Raw genomic sequence first — 19,884 nt, 5'->3', positions numbered from 1 at the left:
AGTGGCATCGATCGACGCCGTAGGCGCCCGCGAGATCCTCGATTCGCGAGGCAACCCGACTGTGGAAGTTGAGGTCGTCCTCGACGACGGCACCTTCGCCCGCGCCCAGGTGCCCAGTGGCGCCTCGACCGGAGCCTTCGAGGCCGTCGAGCTGCGCGACGGCGGGGAGCGCTACGGCGGCAAGGGCGTGCAGAACGCCGTCACCGCCGTCGTGGAGACCCTCGCCCCCGCGATCGAGGGCTTCGACGCCGACGACCAGCGCGCCATCGACCAGGCGATGATCGAGGCCGACGCGACCCCCAACAAGGCCAAGGCCGGCGCCAACGCGATCCTCGGCGTCTCGCTCGCCGTCGCGAAGGCCGCCGCCGACTCGGCCGGCCTCTCCCTGTTCCGCTACGTCGGCGGCCCCAACGCCCACGTGCTGCCGGTGCCGATGCTCAACATCCTCAACGGTGGCTCCCACGCGGACTCCAACGTCGACATCCAGGAGTTCATGATCGCGCCGATCGGCGCGCCGACCTTCGCCGAGGCGCTGCGCATCGGCGCCGAGGTCTACCACGCGCTCAAGTCCGTGCTGAAGGCGAAGGGCCTGGCCACCGGCCTGGGCGACGAGGGCGGCTTCGCGCCCAACCTCGAGTCCAACCGCGCCGCCCTGGACCTGATCGCCGAGGCGATCGGCAAGGCCGGCTACGAGCTCGGCAAGGACGTCGTGCTGGCGCTGGACGTGGCCGCCTCCGAGTTCTACGAGGACGGCGCCTACCTGTTCGAGGGTGCCAAGAAGACCGCGCAGGAGATGACCGCCTACTACGAGGAGCTCGTCGCCGCCTACCCGATCGTCTCCATCGAGGACCCGCTCGACGAGGAGGACTGGGACGGCTGGAAGGCGATCACCGACGCCATCGGCTCCAAGACCCAGCTCGTCGGCGACGACCTGTTCGTCACCAACGTCGAGCGGCTCGCCCGCGGCATCGAGGGCGGCCAGGGCAACGCGCTGCTGGTCAAGGTCAACCAGATCGGCACCCTTACCGAGACCCTCGACGCGGTCGACATGGCCCACCGGGCCGGCTTCAAGACGATGATGTCCCACCGCTCCGGCGAGACCGAGGACACCACCATCGCCGACCTGGCCGTCGCCGTCGGCTCCGGCCAGATCAAGACCGGTGCCCCGGCCCGCTCCGAGCGCGTCGCGAAGTACAACCAGCTCCTCCGCATCGAGGACGAGCTCGGCGAGGCCGCCCGTTACGCCGGCGCCTCCGCCTTCCCGCGCTACCAGGCCTAGGGAATCCCGTACGCCGCGGCGGCCCGTGTCCTCAGGACACGGGCCGCCGCGCGTCTGCCGCCCGGAGGTAGGTCGTGGATGGGAGGATGAGCGACGTGGCAACGCAGGGACCGGGGCAGCAGAGTCAGAGCAAGCGCGTACGCGGTCCTCGGGCCCCACAGGGTCCGGGGCGACGGCCGCGTGCCCCGCTCCCGGTCCGGCCACCGTCGGGCGCCGGCATCGACGCCCTGCGCAAGCGGCTGCGCCGGCCCAAGCTGACCGGCCGGGCGATGATGATCATCGTGGTGGCCGCGGTGCTGGTGATCTCCTACGCCTCCTCGCTGCGCGCCTACCTGCAGCAGCGCCACGACATCAACGCGCTCCAGACCGAGATCGCCCAGCGCAAGGAGCACATCAAGCAGCTCGAGGAGCAGACCCGTCGCTGGGAGGACCCCGCCTACGTCCAGCAGCAGGCCCGGGAGCGGTTCGGCTTCGTGATGCCGGGGGAGACGGCGTACGTCGCCCTCGACGAGAACGGCGAGCGCATCCAGACCGAGCCGGAGCTCACCGACCCCAAGTCGGTGGGCAGTGCGGAGCAGCCGAAGGCGTGGTGGGACGATGCGTGGGGCTCCGTGCTGCTGGCCGGTGACCCGCCGGAGCAGACTGGAGACGGGCCGGAGTCGGAGATCGACCCGCCCAAGCAGAAGAAAGACTGAAGACATGGCCATCGATCCCAAGGACGTGGCCGCGATCGCGGCACAGCTGGGACGCGAGCCCCGGGGGATCCACGAGGTCGGGCACCGCTGCCCGTGCTCGCTGCCCGATGTGGTGACCACCGAGCCGCGGCTGCCCAACGGCACCCCGTTCCCCACGACCTTCTATCTCACCTGCCCGCGGGCCGCCTCGAAGATCGGCACCCTCGAGGGCACCCACGTGATGAAGGACATGGAGGCGCGGCTGGCCGAGGACGAGGAGCTCGCCGCCGCCTACGCGAAGGCCCACGAGGCCTACCTCGAGGCGCGCTACGAGCTCGGCGACCCGCCCGAGATCCACGGCATCTCCGCAGGTGGGATGCCGAATCGGGTCAAGTGCCTGCACGTCCTCGCCGGCCAGGCGCTGGCCCAGGGCCCCGGCGTCAACCCGCTCGGCGACGAGGTGCTCGAGCGCCTCGGTGAGTGGTGGAGGTCCGGCCCGTGCGTGGACCTCGACCTCGAGGACGAGGAGCAGTGACTCTGTGACGCAACGGGTCGCGGCGATCGACTGCGGCACCAACACGATCAAGCTGCTGATCGCCACGGTCACCGCGGACGGCCTGACCGAGGACGTACGCGAGGCCCGCATGGTCCGCCTCGGCCAGGGTGTCGACCGCACCGGTGTGCTCGCCGACGAGGCCCTGGAGCGGGCCTTCGGCGCCATCGACGAGTACGCCGCGATGATCCGAGAGCACGGCGTCGAGCGGGTGCGCTTCGTGGCCACCTCGGCCACCCGGGACGCCGCCAACGCGGCCACCTTCACCGACGGCGTACGCGAGCGCCTCGGGGTCACGCCCGAGGTCGTCACCGGGGCGGAGGAGGCGGCGCTCTCCTTCGGCGGCGCGGCCCGCAACCTGCGTGGCACCCCGGAGCCGCCGGTGCTGGTGATCGACATCGGCGGCGGCTCCACCGAGCTCATCCTCGGCGACGGCCCCACGATGGGCGTCAGCGCGGCGGACAGCATGGACATCGGGTCGGTGCGGCTCCATGAGCGTCATCTGCGCTCCGATCCGCCGACGCGGGAGGAGATCGAGGCCTGCGTACGCGACATCGACGCCCACCTCGACGACTGCCCGGTCGACCCGGCCGCCGCCCGCACCGTGGTCGCCGTCGGCGGCACCATGATCCAGCTGACCATGGGGCTGCTCGAGCTGGCTGCGTACGACCGCACCGCCACCGACCATGCCGAGGTCTCTCCCGACGACGTCCACCGGCTCGTCGACCGGCTGCTGGCGATGACCGTCAACGAGCGGCTGGCGCTGCCCTGGATGCATCCCGGCCGGGCCGACGTGATCGCCGCGGGCGGTGTGATCCTCAGCCGGATCCTCAGGCGCACGCGTGTCGACTCTCTCCTCGTCTCCGAGTCCGACATCCTCGACGGAATCGCCTGGTCCGTTAGAGACTAGGCATGTCGGGGGACTTGATCTTTGTGTTTGGCGCCTAGGTTTGGGTTCACCGGCGTACCCATCAAACAGAACCAAATGCTGTCTCTCGGAAGGTCAAGAAGTGAAAAAGCTCATCCTGCTTGCCATCGCTGCCGCTGGTGTCGGCGTGCTGGTCAAGAACAAGTCTGAGCAGCTGAAGGCCGGCGCGAACAAGGTCACCAGCGACCCGCGCGTCCAGTCGGCCCTCGCGACCGCCTCGGAGAAGGCGGCGCCCTTGAAGGAGAAGGCTGCTCCTTATGCCGAGGCCGTGAAGGAGAAGGCGGGGCCCTACGCGGCCACCGTCAAGGAGAAGGCCGGCCCCTACGCGGAGCAGGCCAAGGAGAAGGTCTCGGCCGCTGCCGGGGTCGCCTCCGACAAGCTGCACCGGAACGGCTCGGTGCCGGAGTCCACCCCCGAGTCCGCCGCGGCGCCTGCCGCCGACGGGTTCGTCTCGGAGGCCCCGGCTGCCCCGGAGTCGACCACGGGCTCGTCCTCGACCAGCGAGTACGGCGGCTACCCGCCCGCTCCGCCGGCGCCGTCCGCTCCGCAGGCCGGTGTCACCGGTGACCCGCTCACCGACCCGATCGACCCGGCCGACCCCTACGCCACCGAGGTCCCGCCCCCGCCGGCCCCTCCGGCCGACACCGACCAGACGTCCTACGACGACCTGGGCGGCGGCGACACCGCGGTCAAGCCGACCCCGGAGGGCACGCCCGAGTACGCTCCCGAGCCGGTCGACCCCGCGGAGGAGAAGAAGACCGACAACTGGTTCCGCGGCTGATCCGCGCTCCGGCGCTGATCCTCATAGCGGGCCAACTGCGTCACCCGCGGTCTGCGTTCGGCAGGCCGCGGGTGACAATGGTTGTGTGACCATCCACGCCATCACCGTCCTGGGACACGACCGCCCGGGGATCATCGCCGACACCACCGCCCGTCTCGCCGGACTCGGACTCAACCTCGAGGACTCGACGATGACCCGGCTGCGAGGTCACTTCGCGATGACGCTGCTCTGCGCGGGTGAGGCGACCACGGAGGCCATCCGAGCCGACCTCGAGCCGATCGCGTCCGACGGCACCTTGACGGTCACGGTCTACGAGCTCCCCGAGGAGCAGGCCCCGGCCGGCTCCGGCCAGCTCTTCGTCCTCTCCGTCCACGGCGGCGACCGCCCCGGCATCGTCTCCACGGTGACCGCCGAGATCGCCGCCGTCGGTGGCAACATCACCGACCTGACCACCCGTCTCTCCGGCGACCTCTATGTCGTCGTCGCCGAGCTCGAGCTGCCGGCGGACGCCGACGTCGCCGTGCTCGAGGCGTCGATCAAGCGGGTCACCCAGGAGCTCGGCGTCGACGCCACCCTGCGGCCGATCGAGGCCGACGACCTGTGAGCGGGATCAACGAACGAGTCTTGTCCTGGACGGAAGCCGAGCTGGGTGTCGAGGGCAAGGTCCTCGACGTCGTACGCGCCCCCGCCCACGTCCTCTCCGTCCCCGGCAAGGACGTCGACCCCGCCGCCCCCGAGACCGTCCAGCTCGCCGCCGACCTGATCGCCACCATGCGGGTCTCGCCCGGCTGCGTCGGCCTGGCCGCAGACCAGGTCGGGGTCTCGGCCCGGATCTTCTGCGTCGACGTCTCCACCCACGTGAAGACGCGCACCCACCACGGGACGTACGTCCTGTGCAACGCCGAGGTCGTCGAGGCCAGCCGCAACGAGAAGGCCCGCGAGGGCTGCATGTCCGTCCCCGACCTGACCGGTGACGTGAAGCGCGCCTCCCGGCTGAAGGTACGCGGCCAGCTCCCGGTCACCGGCGAGACCGTCGAGATCGTCACCGACGCCTTCGAGGCCCGCTGCCTGCAGCACGAGATCGACCACACCAACGGTCTGCTCTTCATCGACCGCGTCGCCGGCGCCCACGCGCTCCACCAGCGCCAGACGTACTTATGACGCCTGCGGTTGATGGGTGGTTGGTGCGGGCGGTGGGATTCGAACCCACACATTCGACAGGACTTTTAAGGTCCCCGGCTCGCCGTTGGCCTACGCCCGCTTGCGATTCTTTCCCCGGTAGGTGGGTGTCTGAGCGTGACAGTTCGGACAGAGCAACTCAAGATTCTCGAGTCGGTTGTTCTTGGAGTTGCCATCTCGGTGGTCGAGCTCCAGGGGAATCGGCTGGCCCAACCATTCCACGCCGCCACACTTGTTGCACTTTGCGGGCATGACGCCCTCGTTGATCAAGCGCAGTCTCAGGCGATGCGAACTGATCGGATAGTCGTTGGAGAGGTAGGCGTCGAGCGTCCGCCGCGCCCCGAGCACGACGTTCTTGCTCCAGGCCTGGCCGCTGAAGTGGGATGTATCCAGGCCTGCTTGATCGATCGCGTTGCGGATCGTGGCGTAGTTGCCACCTGCTGCCCGAAGGTCGAGTCGACGAAGGACCTCGGCAATGGAAAACGAGAGGGACACGGCTCTTTCGAGATCCGATGCGGTCCATCCGCGCGTGCGGCCCGGCATACCAAACAGTATGGCATCCTTCTCTGTCTGCCGTTGACGTCCGACAGTCGCGTTACTGCGGGAACCTCAGGGTCGTCCCGGACGTTGAGTGAGACACAGGGCCGGTACGCTGGCCACAGGAGCCGCCACCGTGGCGGAACCTTTCACGTCGCTTTCGAGGAGTGACCCCCAGATGCAGAGCAACAACCCGGTGTTCCGTAGGGCAGAGGGCTTCGGGCAGCCGTCGCAGAACGCCTACGGCAACGCGACCTACGGTGGCAACGGCGCTCCGTACGCCGGCTACGGGCAGGACCCGAGCCAGTGGTCGACCGGCGCCCCCCAGGCGCCCACCACGGGCGCCCCCATGACGATCGACTCGGTGGTGCAGAAGGGCGCGATCACCCTCGGTGTCGTCTTCCTCGCCGCCATCGCGACCTGGGTGATGACCCCCGCCATCGACTCCACCGCCAACCTCGCGCCGCTCTACCTGGCCGCGACCCTCGGTGCCGGTGCGGCCTTCATCCTGTCCCTGGTCAACTCGTTCAAGCGTGTCGTCAGCCCGGCGCTGGTCCTTGCCTTCGCCGTTGCCGAGGGCGTCGCCCTGGGCGCGCTGAGCAAGACGTTCGACGCCATGATCGGTGGCGGCATCGTCGTCCAGGCCGTGATCGGCACCTTCGCCGCGTTCGCGGGCACCCTGGCTGCGTACAAGTTCTTCAACATCAAGGTCGGCAACAAGTTCCGCACCTTCGTGATCGCGGCCATGTTCGGCATGGTGGGCCTGAGCCTGATGGAGCTCGTGCTCGGCTTCTTCGGCGCCAGCTTCGGCCTCTTCGGCCTCGGCACGCTGGGCATGGTCACCGCCATCGCCGGCCTCGCGCTCGGTGTGTTCATGCTGATCCTCGACTTCGACCAGATCGAGCAGGGCATCCGCGCCCAGCTCCCTGAGCGTGAGTCGTGGCGCGCCGTCTTCGGCCTGACCGTCAGCCTCGTCTGGATCTACACCAACCTGCTCCGCCTGCTGGCGATCTTCCAGCAGGACTGATCGCCCGCTGACAAGCAACAACCGCCCCGCGCCTCCAAGGCGCGGGGCGGTTCGTTTCGCATGCCAACAGTGTTGGTCTCGACACGCCTCCGCATAGCGGCTCCGGCGGCTCGACCAGCGGGGCTAGCGGGCGGCCTGCCGCTCGGCGAGCGGGGGAGTCTCCGAGGGACGCTCGCCACGGTGAGGCGTGCGCTGCTCGTTCTCGAAGGACCGGGCACGCGCCCAGTTGCCGAAGCGTCCACGCGGACGCGGCGCCGGGTCGATCTCGGTTCCCGGCCGGATGACGGCGCGCAGGGAGGCAGCGGCGAGCGGCATCACGTGCTTGCCGTTGTAGGTCTCCAGGATGGCGTTCTCGTCGCCGACGAGGCCCAGCACCGAGAGCGTCGGCGGGACCAGCACCTCGCCGAGGGCGTGGTAGCCGGCAGCGGAGGGGTGGAACAGGTCGGCGCCGAACCAGAACGCCGGAGTGGCCTTGAAGGCCGGACCGAGGACGTCGCCCAGCGACACCGTGTGGCCGCCGGCGCGGATGACGTGGAAGATCTGTCCGGCGGCGATGCGGATCGACCAGGCCCGCATGATCGAGCGCAGCGGAGGCAGGATCGGGGTGGCCGTGCTGAGGTCGGGGACGGTGCCGACGAGCACCTTGACCCCCGCCTCCTGGAGCCGGATGACGGCCTGGGCGAGGTGGCTCACCGCGACCCGCGGGCGCACCCGGCGGATCACGTCGTTGGAGCCGACCAGGATCACCGCGATGTCGGCGTCGGCGGCGATCGCCTTCTCGACCTGGGGGTGCAGGTCGGAGGACTTCGCGCCGATCTCGGAGAGGTCGTGCAGACGCACCGGCCGGTGTGCCTTCTCGGAGACGCCGGAGGCGAGGACGGCGCCGGGCGTGTCCTCGACCTCGGTCATCCCGTAGCCCGCGGCGCTCGAGTCACCGAGCAGCGCGATGTTGATCGGACGCCCCGGCTGACGCGCTCCGTACCACCCCGTCGGCGACGGTGCCACGGGCATCTTCACCTGGTGGGTCGCCCTGACGGCAAGCGCCGCTTCCGCGACGAGGACCCCGGCGAACGCGGCTGTCGCGGCCAGAACACCCCCACCGGCGTACGCGGTCTTGCGAGCCAGACTCTTCTTCGCCACGGGGAACACTCTAAAGTCTTCGGCCCATTACCGGGCACTCAGTATCGGGATATAGGGGATCTCACCTAGTGGACATACGCTGTCGCCATGGAGTACGTGGACTCGCTTCTCGACCTTATTGGCAACACTCCGCTCGTGCGGCTGGGGCGTGCGCTGGACGGCGCCGGGGCCTCTGAACCCGGCCAGGGACCGCTGGTTCTGGCCAAGGTGGAATACCTCAACCCGGGCGGTTCGGTGAAGGACCGCATCGCCACCCGGATGATCGAGGCGGCCGAGGCCTCCGGTGAGCTGCAGCCCGGCGGCACGATCGTCGAGCCCACCTCCGGCAACACCGGTGTCGGCCTGGCGATGGTCGCCCAGCAGAAGGGCTACAAGTGCATCTTCGTCTGCCCTGACAAGGTCAGCGAGGACAAGCGCAACGTGCTGAAGGCCTACGGCGCCGAGGTCGTCGTCGCCCCCACGGCCGTGCCGCCCGAGCACCCCGACTCCTACTACAACGTCTCCGACCGGCTCGCCTCGCAGCCCGGCGCCTGGAAGCCGAACCAGTACGCCAACCCCAACAACCCGCGCTCCCACTACGAGGAGACCGGCCCCGAGATCTGGCGCCAGACCGAAGGCCGGATCACCCACTTCGTGGCCGGTGTCGGCACCGGCGGCACGATCTCCGGGATCGGCCGCTACCTCAAGGAGCAGAACCCGGACGTCCAGATCATCGGCGCCGACCCCGCCGGGAGCGTCTACTCCGGCGGCACCGGTCGGCCCTACCTGGTCGAGGGCGTCGGCGAGGACTTCTGGCCGGACACCTACGACCGCGACATCGCCGACCGGATCATCGAGGTCTCCGACGCCGACTCCTTCGCCTACACCCGCCGGCTCGCCCGCGAGGAGCAGCTGCTCGTCGGCGGCAGCGCCGGCATGGCTGCGTACGCCGCCAAGCAGCTCGCCGCGGAGCTGGCCGGCACGCCGGAGGGCGAGAACGCCGTGATCGTCGTGCTGCTGCCCGACTCCGGGCGCGGCTACCTGACCAAGGTGTTCAACGACGAGTGGCTGGCGCAGTACGGCTTCGCGACCGGCGAGGCCGCGAAGCAGACCGTCGGCGACGTGCTGCGCGGCAAGTCCGGCCGGCTGCCCGACCTGGTCCACACCCACCCGGGCGAGACGATCGCCGAGGCGGTGCACATCCTGCAGGAGTACGGCGTCTCGCAGATGCCGGTCGTGCGTGCCGAGCCGCCGATCGTGGCCGCCGAGGTCGCGGGCTCGGTCTCGGAGCGCACCCTGCTGGAGGCGCTGTTCACCGGCAAGGCCAAGCTCACCGACTCCGTCGAGGAGCACATGTCGCCGCCACTGCCCTCGATCGGCTCCGGTGCCGACGCTCACGATGCCGCCCACACCCTGGGCAGCTCCGACGCGCTGCTGGTGCACGAGGACGGCAAGCCGGTCGGTGTCCTGACCCGTCAGGACCTGCTCTTCTTCCTGACCAGCTCCTGAGGCCGCGATACCCTCCCCTCTAGCGGGGGAGGGTGGCGTACGCCATGATGCGTGGTCATGATCGCGTACCCCCACATGCGCCGAAGCGGAGCCCGAGACCGTCGATTTCGCCGGTCGGCTCTGGCGGCGGCCTCTCTGCTCGCGTTGTTCTCGCTGACTGCCTGCGGCGGCGGCCAGGACAGCAGCAGTGGCAGCGATCGTCCCAGCGTCGCGGACATCGAGAGCCAGATCACCAAGAGCAGCGGTGACCAGGTGACCGAGGACCAGTCCGCGTGCCTGGCGAAGACCTACTACGAGTCCGACCTCTCCGACGAGGCGGTGCGGCTCCTGGTCGAGGCCGAGGACGTCTCCAAGATCAGCCCGGAGGACCTGTCGAAGGCCGACCAGAAGGCCAGCAAGGAGCTCTACGAGCCGCTGGTGAAGTGCCTGACCCCGGCTGAGTAGTCGCCGTTCGGTGCCGGCCGCAGCCAGGTGCTCGCCACCCGGGCGAGGTCCTCGCGCCCGGAGACCCCGGTCTTGCGGCTGATGTTGTGCAGGTGGGTCTCCACCGTGCGGGTGCTCATCTCGAGGTCCGCGGCCAACGAGGCGGTCGTGGGGCCGTCGGGCAGCAGCCGGAGCACCTCGCTCTCCCGACCGGAGAGCCCGATGTGGGTCGCCGCGCGGCGGAACAGCCCGGCTCGGCTGCCGGAGATCTCGGAGCGTTCCCAGGCGAGGTCGAGCGTCTCGGCGGCCTCGGTCAGATTGCCGGCCTCACGCTGCAGGATCGCCAGCGAGATGGCGGCCCGGGTCACGAAGACGAGGGCGCCGGCATCGGCGAGGATCACGATCGCCTCGCGGAGGGCGTCGACGTCGCCGGCGGCGGTGGCGGCTGCGTACGCCCCCATGCCCTGCAGCAGCGGGCTCTCGGTGCCGGCCGCGAGGCTGGCGGCACGGGTGATGTGCTTGTTCTCGTTGGCGCCGCGCTCGACCGCCTCGATGGCGAGGAAGATGCCACCGGTGACGTAGCCGGCGTCCAGGCGTTGGCCGACGAGCTCGCACAGCTCCTTGAGGCTGGGCATCCGGCCGTTGGCCGGCGCCATGATGCTCGCCACCATCCCGGGCCACGGGCCGAAGGCCACCTTCGCGCCACCGATCTGGGAGGCGAGGCTGCGGGCGTACTCCGGGCGGCCCTGCGCCATCGCGATCTCGGCGCCGAGGGTCAGGATGCCGGTGTGGGCGACGTCGCGGTAGGCGGCGACGCTCGAGGACGAGAGGCTCTGGAAGGCCGCCTGGCTCGCCTCGGTCAGCCGGCCGGCGATGCTCAGGCCGAGTACGCACAGATAGGCGTGGGCCTGGATGAGCATCGCGCTCGAGCTCTGGGTGGCCGCCTCGAGCTGCTCGCGGGCGAAGTCGATGCCGCGGTCGAGATCACCGCCGAGCACGTCGGCCAGCCCGACGAGGAAGGCGTGCAGCCCCGCAGGCAGCGGGTTCTGCGGCTGCTGGCTCTCCAGCAGGTTGCGCGCCTGCTCGACCATCCCGGCGGAGAGGAGGCGCTCGGCTGCGACGACCGCGAGCATCTCCGGGCCGACCGTGTCGCGCGGGTCGGGCTCGACGGTGGGCACCTCGGGGACGTACTCGGTCTGGAACTGCAGGTGGGCCCGGGAGGCCTCGAGCGTCGCGGCGAAGGCGGGCAGTCGCGTCAGCCCGTCGTCGAGGACGGCCTTGGCCTCCTTCAGGCCACCCAACTCGACCGCCTTCCAGGTGGCGAACCACGCCAGCATCCAGGCCGACTCCTGGGTGTCGGTCAGCGGGGTGCGCCGCTCGACCTCGTCGATCTGGTCACGAGGCGCGGCGGTGTTGCGGAGCGCGACGAGCAGCGGCAGCGCGGTCTCGGGCGAGGGCATCTCGGTCCAGGCGCGGCGCGCGCGGGCGACCTCGTCGGCCATCTGGCGCAGCGAACGCTGGTGGAGGAGGGCGGCATCGGCGCCGCGGGGCCGGTGGGTGGCGTGGTCGAGGAGGCGTTGGTCGGCGGCGAGGTGGTTGCGTGCGATCACCAGCCCGAACGCCGACCCCTCGGTGATCAGGTAGTCGCCGATGAGCGGCGGGTAGAGGCCCACGACGCCGCTGCCCGGTCCGTCCTCGCTGTGGCGCGCCAGCCCGTGGGCGAAGAGCGCGTCGAGCACATCGCGCTCGAGCAGCTTCTCGGCCTCGTCCAGCGGCACCGGACCCGTCACCGCGAGCGCGGTCGCGCCGTCCCAGGCGGCCTGGTCGAGCCCGGCGACCAGCGGCTCGACGGCCGAGGCCAGCTCAGGAGCCCAGCCCGTACGCCGCGGCAACCGCCACAGCCCGTCGAGCTGCTCCAGCACCCCTGCCCGGGGCCCGACGGTGGCGATGGCCCGGACCAAGCCGAGCAGCCCGCCCGTCGCCATCGTGATCCGGGCCAGCGACCCGGCCTCGACCGGGCCGCCCAGGATCGCCCGGCACACCTCGTGCACCTCGTCGACCTCGAGCGCAGGGGAGCGCACCTGGACCGACGGCGCGATGCCCAGCATCAGCGTGTTCTCGGCGACCGGGTGCTGGTGGCGGCTGCTGGTCACCGCCAGCAGGCGCCGCTGGCGGTGGATGTTGCGCAGGGCGCCGACCGAGTAGGTGTCGAGGGCGTCGGCGTCGTCGATCACCAGGACGGTGCCGTTGCCGAGCTGCTTGCTCAGCGCCGCGGTCATCTCGCCGATGGTCCTACGCGGCCCCGGCGGCGTCGCGCCGCCGATGCCCGCGGCGAGCAGCGCGGCGAACGGCTCGTTCTGCCAGGCGCGGTGCCCGCTGAGCTGGAACACGGACAGGCCCTCGTCCTCGAGCCGGTCGGCGACCAGCGCGCAGAGCTCGCTGCGGCCCGATCCTCGCGGGCCGACCAGATGCACGCTCAGGCCCGCACCGACGTAGTCGGCGACCTCGTCGACCACCCGCGCGAGGACACCTTCGCGATCCGACATGGTCACCCCCCACCTCAAGGTACATCCAAATGCATACCGGATTTTCTGTGGGAGCGCTGTATCGCCCGCGTATTAGGTCTACTGATACGCAGGTTACCTGTTTACAGTACGTAAACAGTCCGTCCGCGACCGCAACCACTGGCCCAGGATGATGAGATAGTGATCTCACGGGCTGAGGTTCGCCTCGGCCTGCACCACTGAGTGACCACCAGGTCGCCGCATCAGCTCCCCCATCTGATTGCGGCCCTGGTGGCACGAAGAGCTGAGAGCCCGGCCGTCCCGGACTCGAGGTCGCGATCATCCCCCCGCGGTCGTGACCTCGAGCCCAGGGCGGCCGGGCTCAGTTGTTTGCGATTGCTTCGCAATTCGCGAGCGCTTTCGCTTGATCCTCGTCTTCCTCCGCTCCGTTCGTCGCTTCGCTCCTCACTGCGCTGCGTCCAGACGAGGAGCGCTTCAGCGCTGTGCTTTGGGCGATTGCTTCGCAATTCGCGCAGCGCCTGCGCTTGATCCTCGTCTTCCTCCGCTGCGCTCAGTCGCTTCGCTCCCTCGCTCCGCTGCGTCCAGACGAGGAGCGCTTCAGCGCTGGGCTTTGTGGCGATGGGCGCCGAGTTGGGCAGGTGGCGGTCCAGCTCGTGAAGCAATTCACAAGGGACGTAAGCCACGACACATGGGACGTATGCCTAGGGGAGGGGGTGGTGTGGCCGGTGATGCGGAAGTGTCATAGTGACTGGCGTGGACAGCGTCCTGGAGTTAGCCAGGTGGCAGTTCGGCATCGTGACCGTCTACCACTTTCTGTTCGTCCCGCTCACGGTGGGACTCACCATGCTCGTCGCCGTGCTGGAGACGATCTGGCTGCGTACGAAGAACCCTGAGTGGCTTCGCCTGACCAAGTTCTTCGCCAAGCTCTTCCTGATCAACTTCGCGCTCGGTGTGGTCACCGGGATCGTGCAGGAGTTCCAGTTCGGGATGACCTGGTCGGACTACTCCCGGTTCGTGGGGGACGTCTTCGGGGCTCCGCTGGCGATCGAGGCACTGCTGGCGTTCTTTCTGGAGTCGACCTTCCTCGGCCTGTGGATCTTCGGTTGGGACAAGCTGCCCCGGGCGCTGCACAACGCGTGCATGTGGATCGTCCACCTCGGCACCCTGGCGTCGTCGTGGTTCATCCTGGCGGCCAACTCCTGGATGCAGCACCCGGTCGGCTACAAGTTCAACGAGGTCACCGGCCGCGCCGAGCTCACCGACTTCTGGGCGGTGATGTTCAACAAGGTGCAGCTGGGTACGTTCCCGCACGTCATCCTCGCGGCGTACCTGACCTCGGCCGCCTTCATGCTCGGCATCCTGGGCTGGCTCTACCTGCGCCGGCCGGGGCCTGCCGAAGCGGAGCCCGAGGCAATGGATACTGCCAACGACGACCGTCCGATGTACCGGCGTGGCATGGTGCTGGCCGCCTGGATCATGGTCTTCTCCGGCGTCGGGGTCGCGGTCTCGGGTGACATCCAGGGCAAGATCATGACCGAGGTGCAGCCGATGAAGATGGCGGCCGCCGAGGCCCTGTGGGAGACCTCGGACTCGTGCGCGCCGTTCTCGGTCCTGACCATCGGCACGCGCGACGGGAAGCACGAGAAGTGGGCCCTCGAGGTGCCCTGCGTGCTCTCCTTCCTCGGCACCGGCACCTTCGACGGCAAGGTCGAGGGCATCTACGACCTGCAGGAGAAGTACCGCGAGACCTACGGGGCAGCGCCGGGTGCGACCTACTACTCGCCCGGCGACTACACCCCCAACATCCCGGTCACCTACTGGACCTTCCGCTGGATGATGGGCCTCGGCGTCGTCGGTGGCCTCGTCGGGCTGGCGGTGCTGTGGCTGACCCGCAGGGGACGTACGCCGACAGGGTTCGTGGGACGGGTGCTCCCCGCGCTGGCGATCTCCGCGCCGGTGATGGTGCTGCTGGGCAACTCGATGGGGTGGATCTTCACCGAGATGGGGCGCCAGCCGTGGGTGGTCTTCGGGGTGCTGACCACCGCCAACGGTGTCTCGCCGGGCGTCGAGCCCTGGGAGGTCTGGATGTCGCTGCTCGGGTTCACGGCGCTCTACGCGGTGCTCGCCGTCATCGAGGTGGGGCTGCTGATGAAGTACGTGAAGAAGGCTCCGGACCCGTTCGTCGAGCCTCCCTCACCCTCCCTGCGCGGCTCCGATTCGGATGCCGACGAGCCGATGAACTTCGCGTACTGAGGAGCCTGCGATGGAACTCACGACAATCTGGTTCTGCCTCATCGCCGTGCTGTGGATCGGCTACTTCGTCCTCGAGGGCTTCGATTTCGGCGTCGGCATGCTGCTCCCGGTGCTGGCCCGCGACGACCGCGAGCGGCGGGTCATGATCAACACGATCGGCCCCGTCTGGGACGGCAACGAGGTCTGGCTGCTGACCGCCGGTGGAGCGACCTTCGCGGCGTTCCCGGAGTGGTACGCGACGCTGTTCTCCGGCTTCTACCTGCCGCTGTTCCTCATCCTGATCGCGCTGATCGTGCGCGGGGTCGCCTTCGAGTACCGCCACCAGCGACCCTCGGTCACCTGGGCCGGCTGGTGGGACCGTGCGGTGATCTTCGGCTCCTACGTCCCGGCGTTCCTGTGGGGTGTGGCCTTCGCCAACATCGTGCGCGGGGTGCCGATCGACGCCGACTTCGAGTTCACCGGCACGGTGCTGACGCTGCTCAACCCCTACGGTCTGCTCGGCGGTCTGGTCACGCTATCCCTGTTCGTGACCCACGGTGCGGTGTTCATCGCGCTCAAGACCGACGGCGAGATCCGCGGCCGGGCTCGCGCGCTGGCGCTCAAGACCGGGGTCGTCGCGGCCGTTCTCGCCGTCGTGTTCCTGGTCTGGACCCAGGCGCTCACCGGCAATCTGGCGACCGCGGTGATCTTCGTCCTGGCGGCGCTCGCGCTCGTGGGTGGGCTCGGGGCTGCGTACGTCGGTCGTGAGGGGCTCGCCTTCGCCGGCACCTTCCTCGCGATCGGGCTGGCCGTGGCCGGGCTCTTCGTGGGGCTCTTCCCCGACGTGATGCCCTCCTCCACCGACGTCGCCAACTCGCTGACCACGACGAACGCGGCGGCGACGCCCTACACGCTGAAGCTGATGACGATCGTCGCGGCGGTGTTCACGCCGATCGTGGTGGGCTACCAGGCCTGGACGTACTGGATCTTCCGCAAGCGGATCTCGATCCACCACATCCCCGCCGCTCATTGAGATGCGCCCGAACGACCCGCGACTGCGAGCCCAGCTGTCGGTAGCCCGGCGGCCGCTCGCCGTCGTGGTGGCGGCCGGCGTGGTGGGGGCGGTGCTGCTGATCGTCCAGACGTACGCCGTCACCGGACTGCTCATCTCCGCGATCCGCGACACCGGGTCGGTGAGCGGCTGGGCGCTGGCGGTCGTGGCCGTCTTCGCCGGGCGCGCGCTCGTCGGGGTGGTCTCGGACGTGGCGGGTGCCCGGGCTGCCGGGGTCGTCGGTGCGGACCTGCGGCGCCGCGTGGTCGGTGCGATCCTGCGCGGGCAGGCGGGTCGTTCGGGGTCGTTGTCGGCCCTGGCCACGCGAGGGGTCACCGCCGCCGAGCCGTATCTGACGCGCTACGTCCCCGCGCTGGTGCTGGCCTGCGTACTGCCCGTCATGGTGCTCGCGGTGATCGTCTGGACCGACCCGCTCAGCGGACTCATCGTGGGACTCACGCTGCCGCTGATCCCGATCTTCGGGGTGCTGGTCGGGCTCGCCACGCGCGACCAGGCGGCCGGCCAGTGGCGGGCGATGTCGGCCCTGGCCGGCCACTTCCTCGACGTGATGAAGGGTCTGCCGACCCTGGTCGCGTTCGGTCGAGCTCGTGCGCAGTCGGGGGTCATCGCCACGATCACCGACCGCTACCGCCGCCGCACCCTGGAGACCCTGAAGATCGCCTTCGCCTCCTCGGCCGTGCTCGAGCTCGTCGCCACCATCTCGGTCGCACTGGTCGCGGTCATCATCGGCGTACGGCTCGCCGCCGGCTCGGTCGACCTGCAGACCGCCCTCGTCGTCCTGCTGCTCGCCCCCGAGGCCTACTGGCCGCTGCGCCGCGTCGGGACCGAGTTCCACGCCGCCGCCGAGGGAACCGCCACGCTCGAGGCCACCGCCGACCTCGGCGCCCGAGAGGTCGGTGCGGTCGGCCGAGACGTCACGTCGGTCGGCCGAGAGGTCAGTGACGGCCATCTCGGTTCGCGGGAGCGACGTCTCGGCATGTCTCTCGACGGGGTGGGACTGACCTATCCGGACCGCGATCGGCCGGCGCTCGCACCGGTCTCCGCGACGGTCCGGGAGCGGGGGATCACCGCGATCGTCGGCCCGAGCGGCTGCGGGAAGTCGACGTTGCTGGCGACGATCGCGGGCCTCCACGAGACGTACGTCGGCACCGTCGAGCTCGACGGACAGACCCCGGCCGAGGGTGACGAGTGGCGGCGGCGATTCGCCTACCTGCCGCAGCGCCCGGTGTTCGTCGGCGGGACCATCGCCGACAACCTGCGTCTGGGGTCGCCGGAGGCGACGGACAGCGACCTGTGGCACGTCCTGAAGCGGGTCGCGCTCGCCGACCGGATCGCCGAGCTGCCCGGCGGGCTCGGCGCCGACCTGGCCGAGGACGGTCGCTCGCTCTCGGCCGGCGAACGGGCCCGGCTGGCGCTGGCCCGCGTCGTACTCTCCGATCGCCCCTGGGTGCTCCTCGACGAGCCCACTGCCCATCTCGACCCCGACACCGAGCGGATCATCGCCGACACCGTCACCGACCTCGCCCGCGACCGCGCCGTCGTCCTCGTCGCCCACCGCCCGGCCCTCATCGAGATCGCCGACCAGGTCATCACCCTCTCCGCCGAAACGGTAGAAGTGGCAGGCGAGACCGTAGAAGCGGTGGCCGACACTGCAGAAATAGCGGATGAAAGTCGAGTTTCGTCACCCACAACTACCGATTCGGCTGCCACAACTACCGGTTCGGCGCGGGTGGCGCTGTGGGGGTCGGCGGTGGTCGGCGGGCTGAGCTGGGCGTCGGGGGTGGCGCTGACGGCGCTGGCGGGGTGGCTGATCATCAAGGCCTCCTACCACCCGGTGATCATGACGCTGGTCGCGGCGATGGTGGGGGTGCGTACGTTCGGGATCGCGCGGCCGGTGCTGCGCTACCTGGAGCGGTTGTGGTCCCACGACAGTGCCCTGCGCCTGCTCGCCAGACGGCGGGTGGAGATCTACGACGCGCTGGTGCCGCTGGTGCCAGGTGCTCTCCCCGGCCGAAGAGGCGATGTCCTGGCCAGCGTCGTCGACGACGTCGACGCGGTGCTCGACGAGGAGCTGAGGGTGCGGCTGCCGATCCGGGAGTACGCCGTCGTGGCCCTCCTCGCGGTCCTGGCGACCGCGCTCATCGACCCGGTGGCCGCGGCCTTCACGGCGGCCACGGTGGTGGCCGCGGGGGCCGCCTTCGGGATCGCGTACGCAGGCGCAGCACGTGCCGAGAACATCTCGGTCACGGTGCGGGCCAGAGTGTCCGAGCAGGTGGTCGAGGCGACCCAGACGGCGACCGAGCGCCGGATGTGGCAGGCGGGCGAGCCGGTGCTGGACGCCCTCGACGGCCTGGCCCGTACCGCCACCCGAGCGACCACGGCCGCAGCGGTCGCCGCCTCCGCGGCCAAGGCCCTCGTGCTGATCACCGCCGGTGCCGCCGTCGCCGCGACCGCCGCCTACACCACCGTCGGCGACGGCCCGATGCTGGCGCTCCTCACGCTGGTCCCGCTGGCGCTGGCCGAGCCGGCCGCGACCCTCGCCGACGCCGGTGCCGCCCGGGCCCGCACCCGCGCGGCCCAGCGGCGGCTCGACGACCTCACCACCCGTCGCCCGGTGGTCGAGGCCCCGGAGCACCCCGAGCGGCCCACCGACGACACCACGATCACCCTCACCGGCGTCACCGCCCACCCCGGCGGCGACACGAGTGCCCACCACGCCGTCGAGCTTCCCGACCTGCACCTCGAGCCGGGCGCGCGGATCGGCATCGTGGGCCCCTCCGGCTCCGGCAAGAGCACCCTCGCCGCGCTGCTGCTGCGCTTCCTCGACCCGGACACCGGCACGATCACGCTCGGCGGCCGGCCGACGCGTGAGCTCGACCCCCAGGACGTACGGAAGATCGTCGGGCTCGTCGACGACGACCCGCACGTCTTCGCCTCCAACCTCGTCGAGAACGTCCGCCTGGCACGGCCCGAAGCCACCGACGAGGAGGTCGAGCAGGCGCTCCGGCGCGCTCGCCTCGGCGAGTGGCTCGACGCCCTCCCCGCCGGGATGCAGACCAGGCTCGGCGACGGCGCGGCCCAGGTCTCCGGCGGCGAGCGGGCCAGGCTGGCGGTGGCGAGGTCGCTGCTGGCCGGGCACAAGGTCCTGGTTCTGGATGAACCTTTGGCTCATCTGGACACCTCGACCGCCGCGTCGCTGGCGCGCGAGGTGCTCGCGCGGGAGGATGGCTCGACAGCTGACACAGAGCCCGGCAGAGAACACGGCGCGGAGCTTGGTCCGCATGGCGGCACGAAAACCGTAGTGTGGATGACTCACACATCGACCGGACTGGGGTTGACCGATACCGTGGTCTCCCTTCAACGAATGGGGGAAGTGAGACGGTGTTGACCGAGACAAGGACGATCCGGGTCTACCTGCTCGACGACCACGAGGTCGTCCGTCAGGGGTTGACGACGCTGCTCGACAGTCATGACGACATCGCTGTCGTCGGCCAGGGTGGCACCGCCGCCCAGGCGCGAGAGGACATCGACCGCATCCAGCCGGACGTCTGCGTGCTCGACGCCCGCCTCCCCGACGGCTCGGGGATCGAGGTCTGCCGTGAGGTCCGGGCGGCCTACCCGGACATGCTCGCGCTCATCCTGACCTCCTATGACGACGACGAGGCGCTCTTCTCGGCCATCATGGCCGGGGCGAAGGGCTACGTCCTCAAGGACATCCGCGGCAACGACCTCGTCGAGGCGATCCGCACCGTCTCCGGTGGCGGCTCGCTGCTCGACCCGCTGATGACCGCGAAGGTCATGGAGAAGATGCGCAACCCCGACGGAGAGTCGCCGCAGATGCAGGCGCTCACGCCCCAGGAGAAGCGGCTGCTCGCGCTCATCGGCGAGGGCCTGACCAACCGCGAGATCGCCGGCCGGATGTTCCTGGCCGAGAAGACCGTGAAGAACTACGTCTCCAGCATCCTCGCCAAGCTCGGTGTGCAGCGGCGCACCCAGGCGGCGCTGATGGCCAAGGAGCTGCTCCACCCCCGCAAGGGGAACTGAGC

Annotated in this window: 17 protein-coding genes and 1 tRNA gene; 14 read left to right on the top strand and 4 right to left on the bottom strand. The window is 70.1% G+C overall.

Going from position 1 to position 19,884, the window contains the following annotated elements; all coding sequences use genetic code 11:
• Window position 1 precedes the first annotated feature (1 nt).
• The 7 genes from eno to def all read left to right on the top strand — a co-directional run bounded on the left by eno (window position 2) and on the right by def (window position 5,376).
• On the top strand, window positions 2–1,279 hold the full coding sequence (gene eno / locus HD557_RS20675) for a phosphopyruvate hydratase (protein WP_196875272.1): 1,278 nt from the start codon (window positions 2–4) through the stop codon (window positions 1,277–1,279).
• An 86-nt stretch (window positions 1,280–1,365) separates the two neighbouring features.
• Window positions 1,366–1,974, top strand: coding sequence for an FtsB family cell division protein (locus tag HD557_RS20670; RefSeq protein ID WP_008359298.1), 609 nt, complete (start codon window positions 1,366–1,368; stop codon window positions 1,972–1,974).
• A gap of 4 nt (window positions 1,975–1,978) precedes the next feature.
• Entirely contained in the window at window positions 1,979–2,488 is a 510-nt protein-coding gene (locus tag HD557_RS20665; protein WP_008359297.1) for a DUF501 domain-containing protein, read from the top strand.
• Window positions 2,489–2,492: 4 nt separating this feature from the next.
• Entirely contained in the window at window positions 2,493–3,416 is a 924-nt protein-coding gene (locus tag HD557_RS20660) for a Ppx/GppA phosphatase family protein (RefSeq protein ID WP_196875271.1), read from the top strand.
• 100 nt (window positions 3,417–3,516) lie between these two features.
• Window positions 3,517–4,215: a hypothetical protein gene (locus tag HD557_RS20655; RefSeq protein ID WP_040755318.1), complete on the top strand. Its 699-nt coding sequence runs from the start codon at window positions 3,517–3,519 to the stop codon at window positions 4,213–4,215.
• 85 nt (window positions 4,216–4,300) lie between these two features.
• Window positions 4,301–4,819: a glycine cleavage system protein R gene (locus tag HD557_RS20650; protein WP_196875269.1), complete on the top strand. Its 519-nt coding sequence runs from the start codon at window positions 4,301–4,303 to the stop codon at window positions 4,817–4,819.
• A 20-nt stretch (window positions 4,820–4,839) separates the two neighbouring features.
• A complete protein-coding gene (gene def / locus HD557_RS20645; protein WP_008359288.1) occupies window positions 4,840–5,376 on the top strand; it encodes a peptide deformylase in 537 nt (178 codons plus the stop codon).
• Window positions 5,377–5,397: 21 nt separating this feature from the next.
• On the opposite strand, the gene HD557_RS20640 is transcribed toward def, so the two are convergent.
• Window positions 5,398–5,476: transfer RNA gene (locus HD557_RS20640), tRNA-Leu, on the bottom strand.
• Window positions 5,467–5,937: an HNH endonuclease signature motif containing protein gene (locus HD557_RS28405; RefSeq protein WP_008359286.1), complete on the bottom strand. Its 471-nt coding sequence runs from the start codon at window positions 5,935–5,937 to the stop codon at window positions 5,467–5,469. Before HD557_RS28405 ends, HD557_RS20640 begins: the two co-directional genes overlap by 10 nt.
• A gap of 172 nt (window positions 5,938–6,109) precedes the next feature.
• Between HD557_RS28405 and HD557_RS20630 the strand changes: the two genes are divergently transcribed.
• On the top strand, window positions 6,110–6,958 hold the full coding sequence (locus HD557_RS20630; protein ID WP_008359284.1) for a Bax inhibitor-1/YccA family protein: 849 nt from the start codon (window positions 6,110–6,112) through the stop codon (window positions 6,956–6,958).
• A gap of 123 nt (window positions 6,959–7,081) precedes the next feature.
• On the opposite strand, the gene HD557_RS20625 is transcribed toward HD557_RS20630, so the two are convergent.
• Entirely contained in the window at window positions 7,082–8,098 is a 1,017-nt protein-coding gene (locus tag HD557_RS20625) for an SGNH/GDSL hydrolase family protein (protein ID WP_307785671.1), read from the bottom strand.
• Window positions 8,099–8,185: 87 nt separating this feature from the next.
• Here HD557_RS20625 and HD557_RS20620 point away from each other — a divergent pair, with 87 nt between their 5' ends.
• Both HD557_RS20620 and HD557_RS20615 read left to right on the top strand, forming a co-directional pair.
• The gene (locus HD557_RS20620) at window positions 8,186–9,586 is read left to right on the top strand and encodes a cystathionine beta-synthase (RefSeq protein ID WP_040755316.1); all 1,401 of its coding nucleotides are present in this window, start codon (window positions 8,186–8,188) and stop codon (window positions 9,584–9,586) included.
• 144 nt (window positions 9,587–9,730) lie between these two features.
• Window positions 9,731–10,030, top strand: coding sequence for a hypothetical protein (locus HD557_RS20615; protein ID WP_196875268.1), 300 nt, complete (start codon window positions 9,731–9,733; stop codon window positions 10,028–10,030).
• Here the strand turns inward: HD557_RS20615 and HD557_RS20610 are convergent.
• Window positions 9,991–12,555: a LuxR C-terminal-related transcriptional regulator gene (locus HD557_RS20610; RefSeq protein WP_196875266.1), complete on the bottom strand. Its 2,565-nt coding sequence runs from the start codon at window positions 12,553–12,555 to the stop codon at window positions 9,991–9,993. The two genes, HD557_RS20615 and HD557_RS20610, sit on opposite strands and share 40 nt — an antisense overlap.
• Before the next feature lie 732 nt (window positions 12,556–13,287).
• Here HD557_RS20610 and HD557_RS20605 point away from each other — a divergent pair.
• Genes HD557_RS20605 through HD557_RS20590 form a run of 4 tightly spaced genes read left to right on the top strand, consistent with a single transcriptional unit; the run spans window position 13,288 to window position 19,882 of the window.
• A complete protein-coding gene (locus tag HD557_RS20605; RefSeq protein WP_196875264.1) occupies window positions 13,288–14,787 on the top strand; it encodes a cytochrome ubiquinol oxidase subunit I in 1,500 nt (499 codons plus the stop codon).
• A gap of 10 nt (window positions 14,788–14,797) precedes the next feature.
• A complete protein-coding gene (gene cydB / locus HD557_RS20600) occupies window positions 14,798–15,799 on the top strand; it encodes a cytochrome d ubiquinol oxidase subunit II (protein ID WP_196875263.1) in 1,002 nt (333 codons plus the stop codon).
• 1 nt (window position 15,800) lies between these two features.
• Entirely contained in the window at window positions 15,801–19,226 is a 3,426-nt protein-coding gene (gene cydD, locus HD557_RS20595; RefSeq protein ID WP_196875261.1) for a thiol reductant ABC exporter subunit CydD, read from the top strand.
• A complete protein-coding gene (locus HD557_RS20590) occupies window positions 19,220–19,882 on the top strand; it encodes a response regulator transcription factor (RefSeq protein ID WP_008359268.1) in 663 nt (220 codons plus the stop codon). The genes cydD and HD557_RS20590 overlap by 7 nt, the downstream gene beginning before the upstream one ends.
• The last annotated feature ends 2 nt before the right edge of the window (window positions 19,883–19,884 follow it).

The organism is Nocardioides luteus (assembly GCF_015752315.1).
Taxonomy (GTDB): domain Bacteria; phylum Actinomycetota; class Actinomycetes; order Propionibacteriales; family Nocardioidaceae; genus Nocardioides.
The sequence above is the reverse complement of the archived record's forward strand: the minus strand, read 5'-3'. Positions and strand labels throughout refer to the sequence as shown.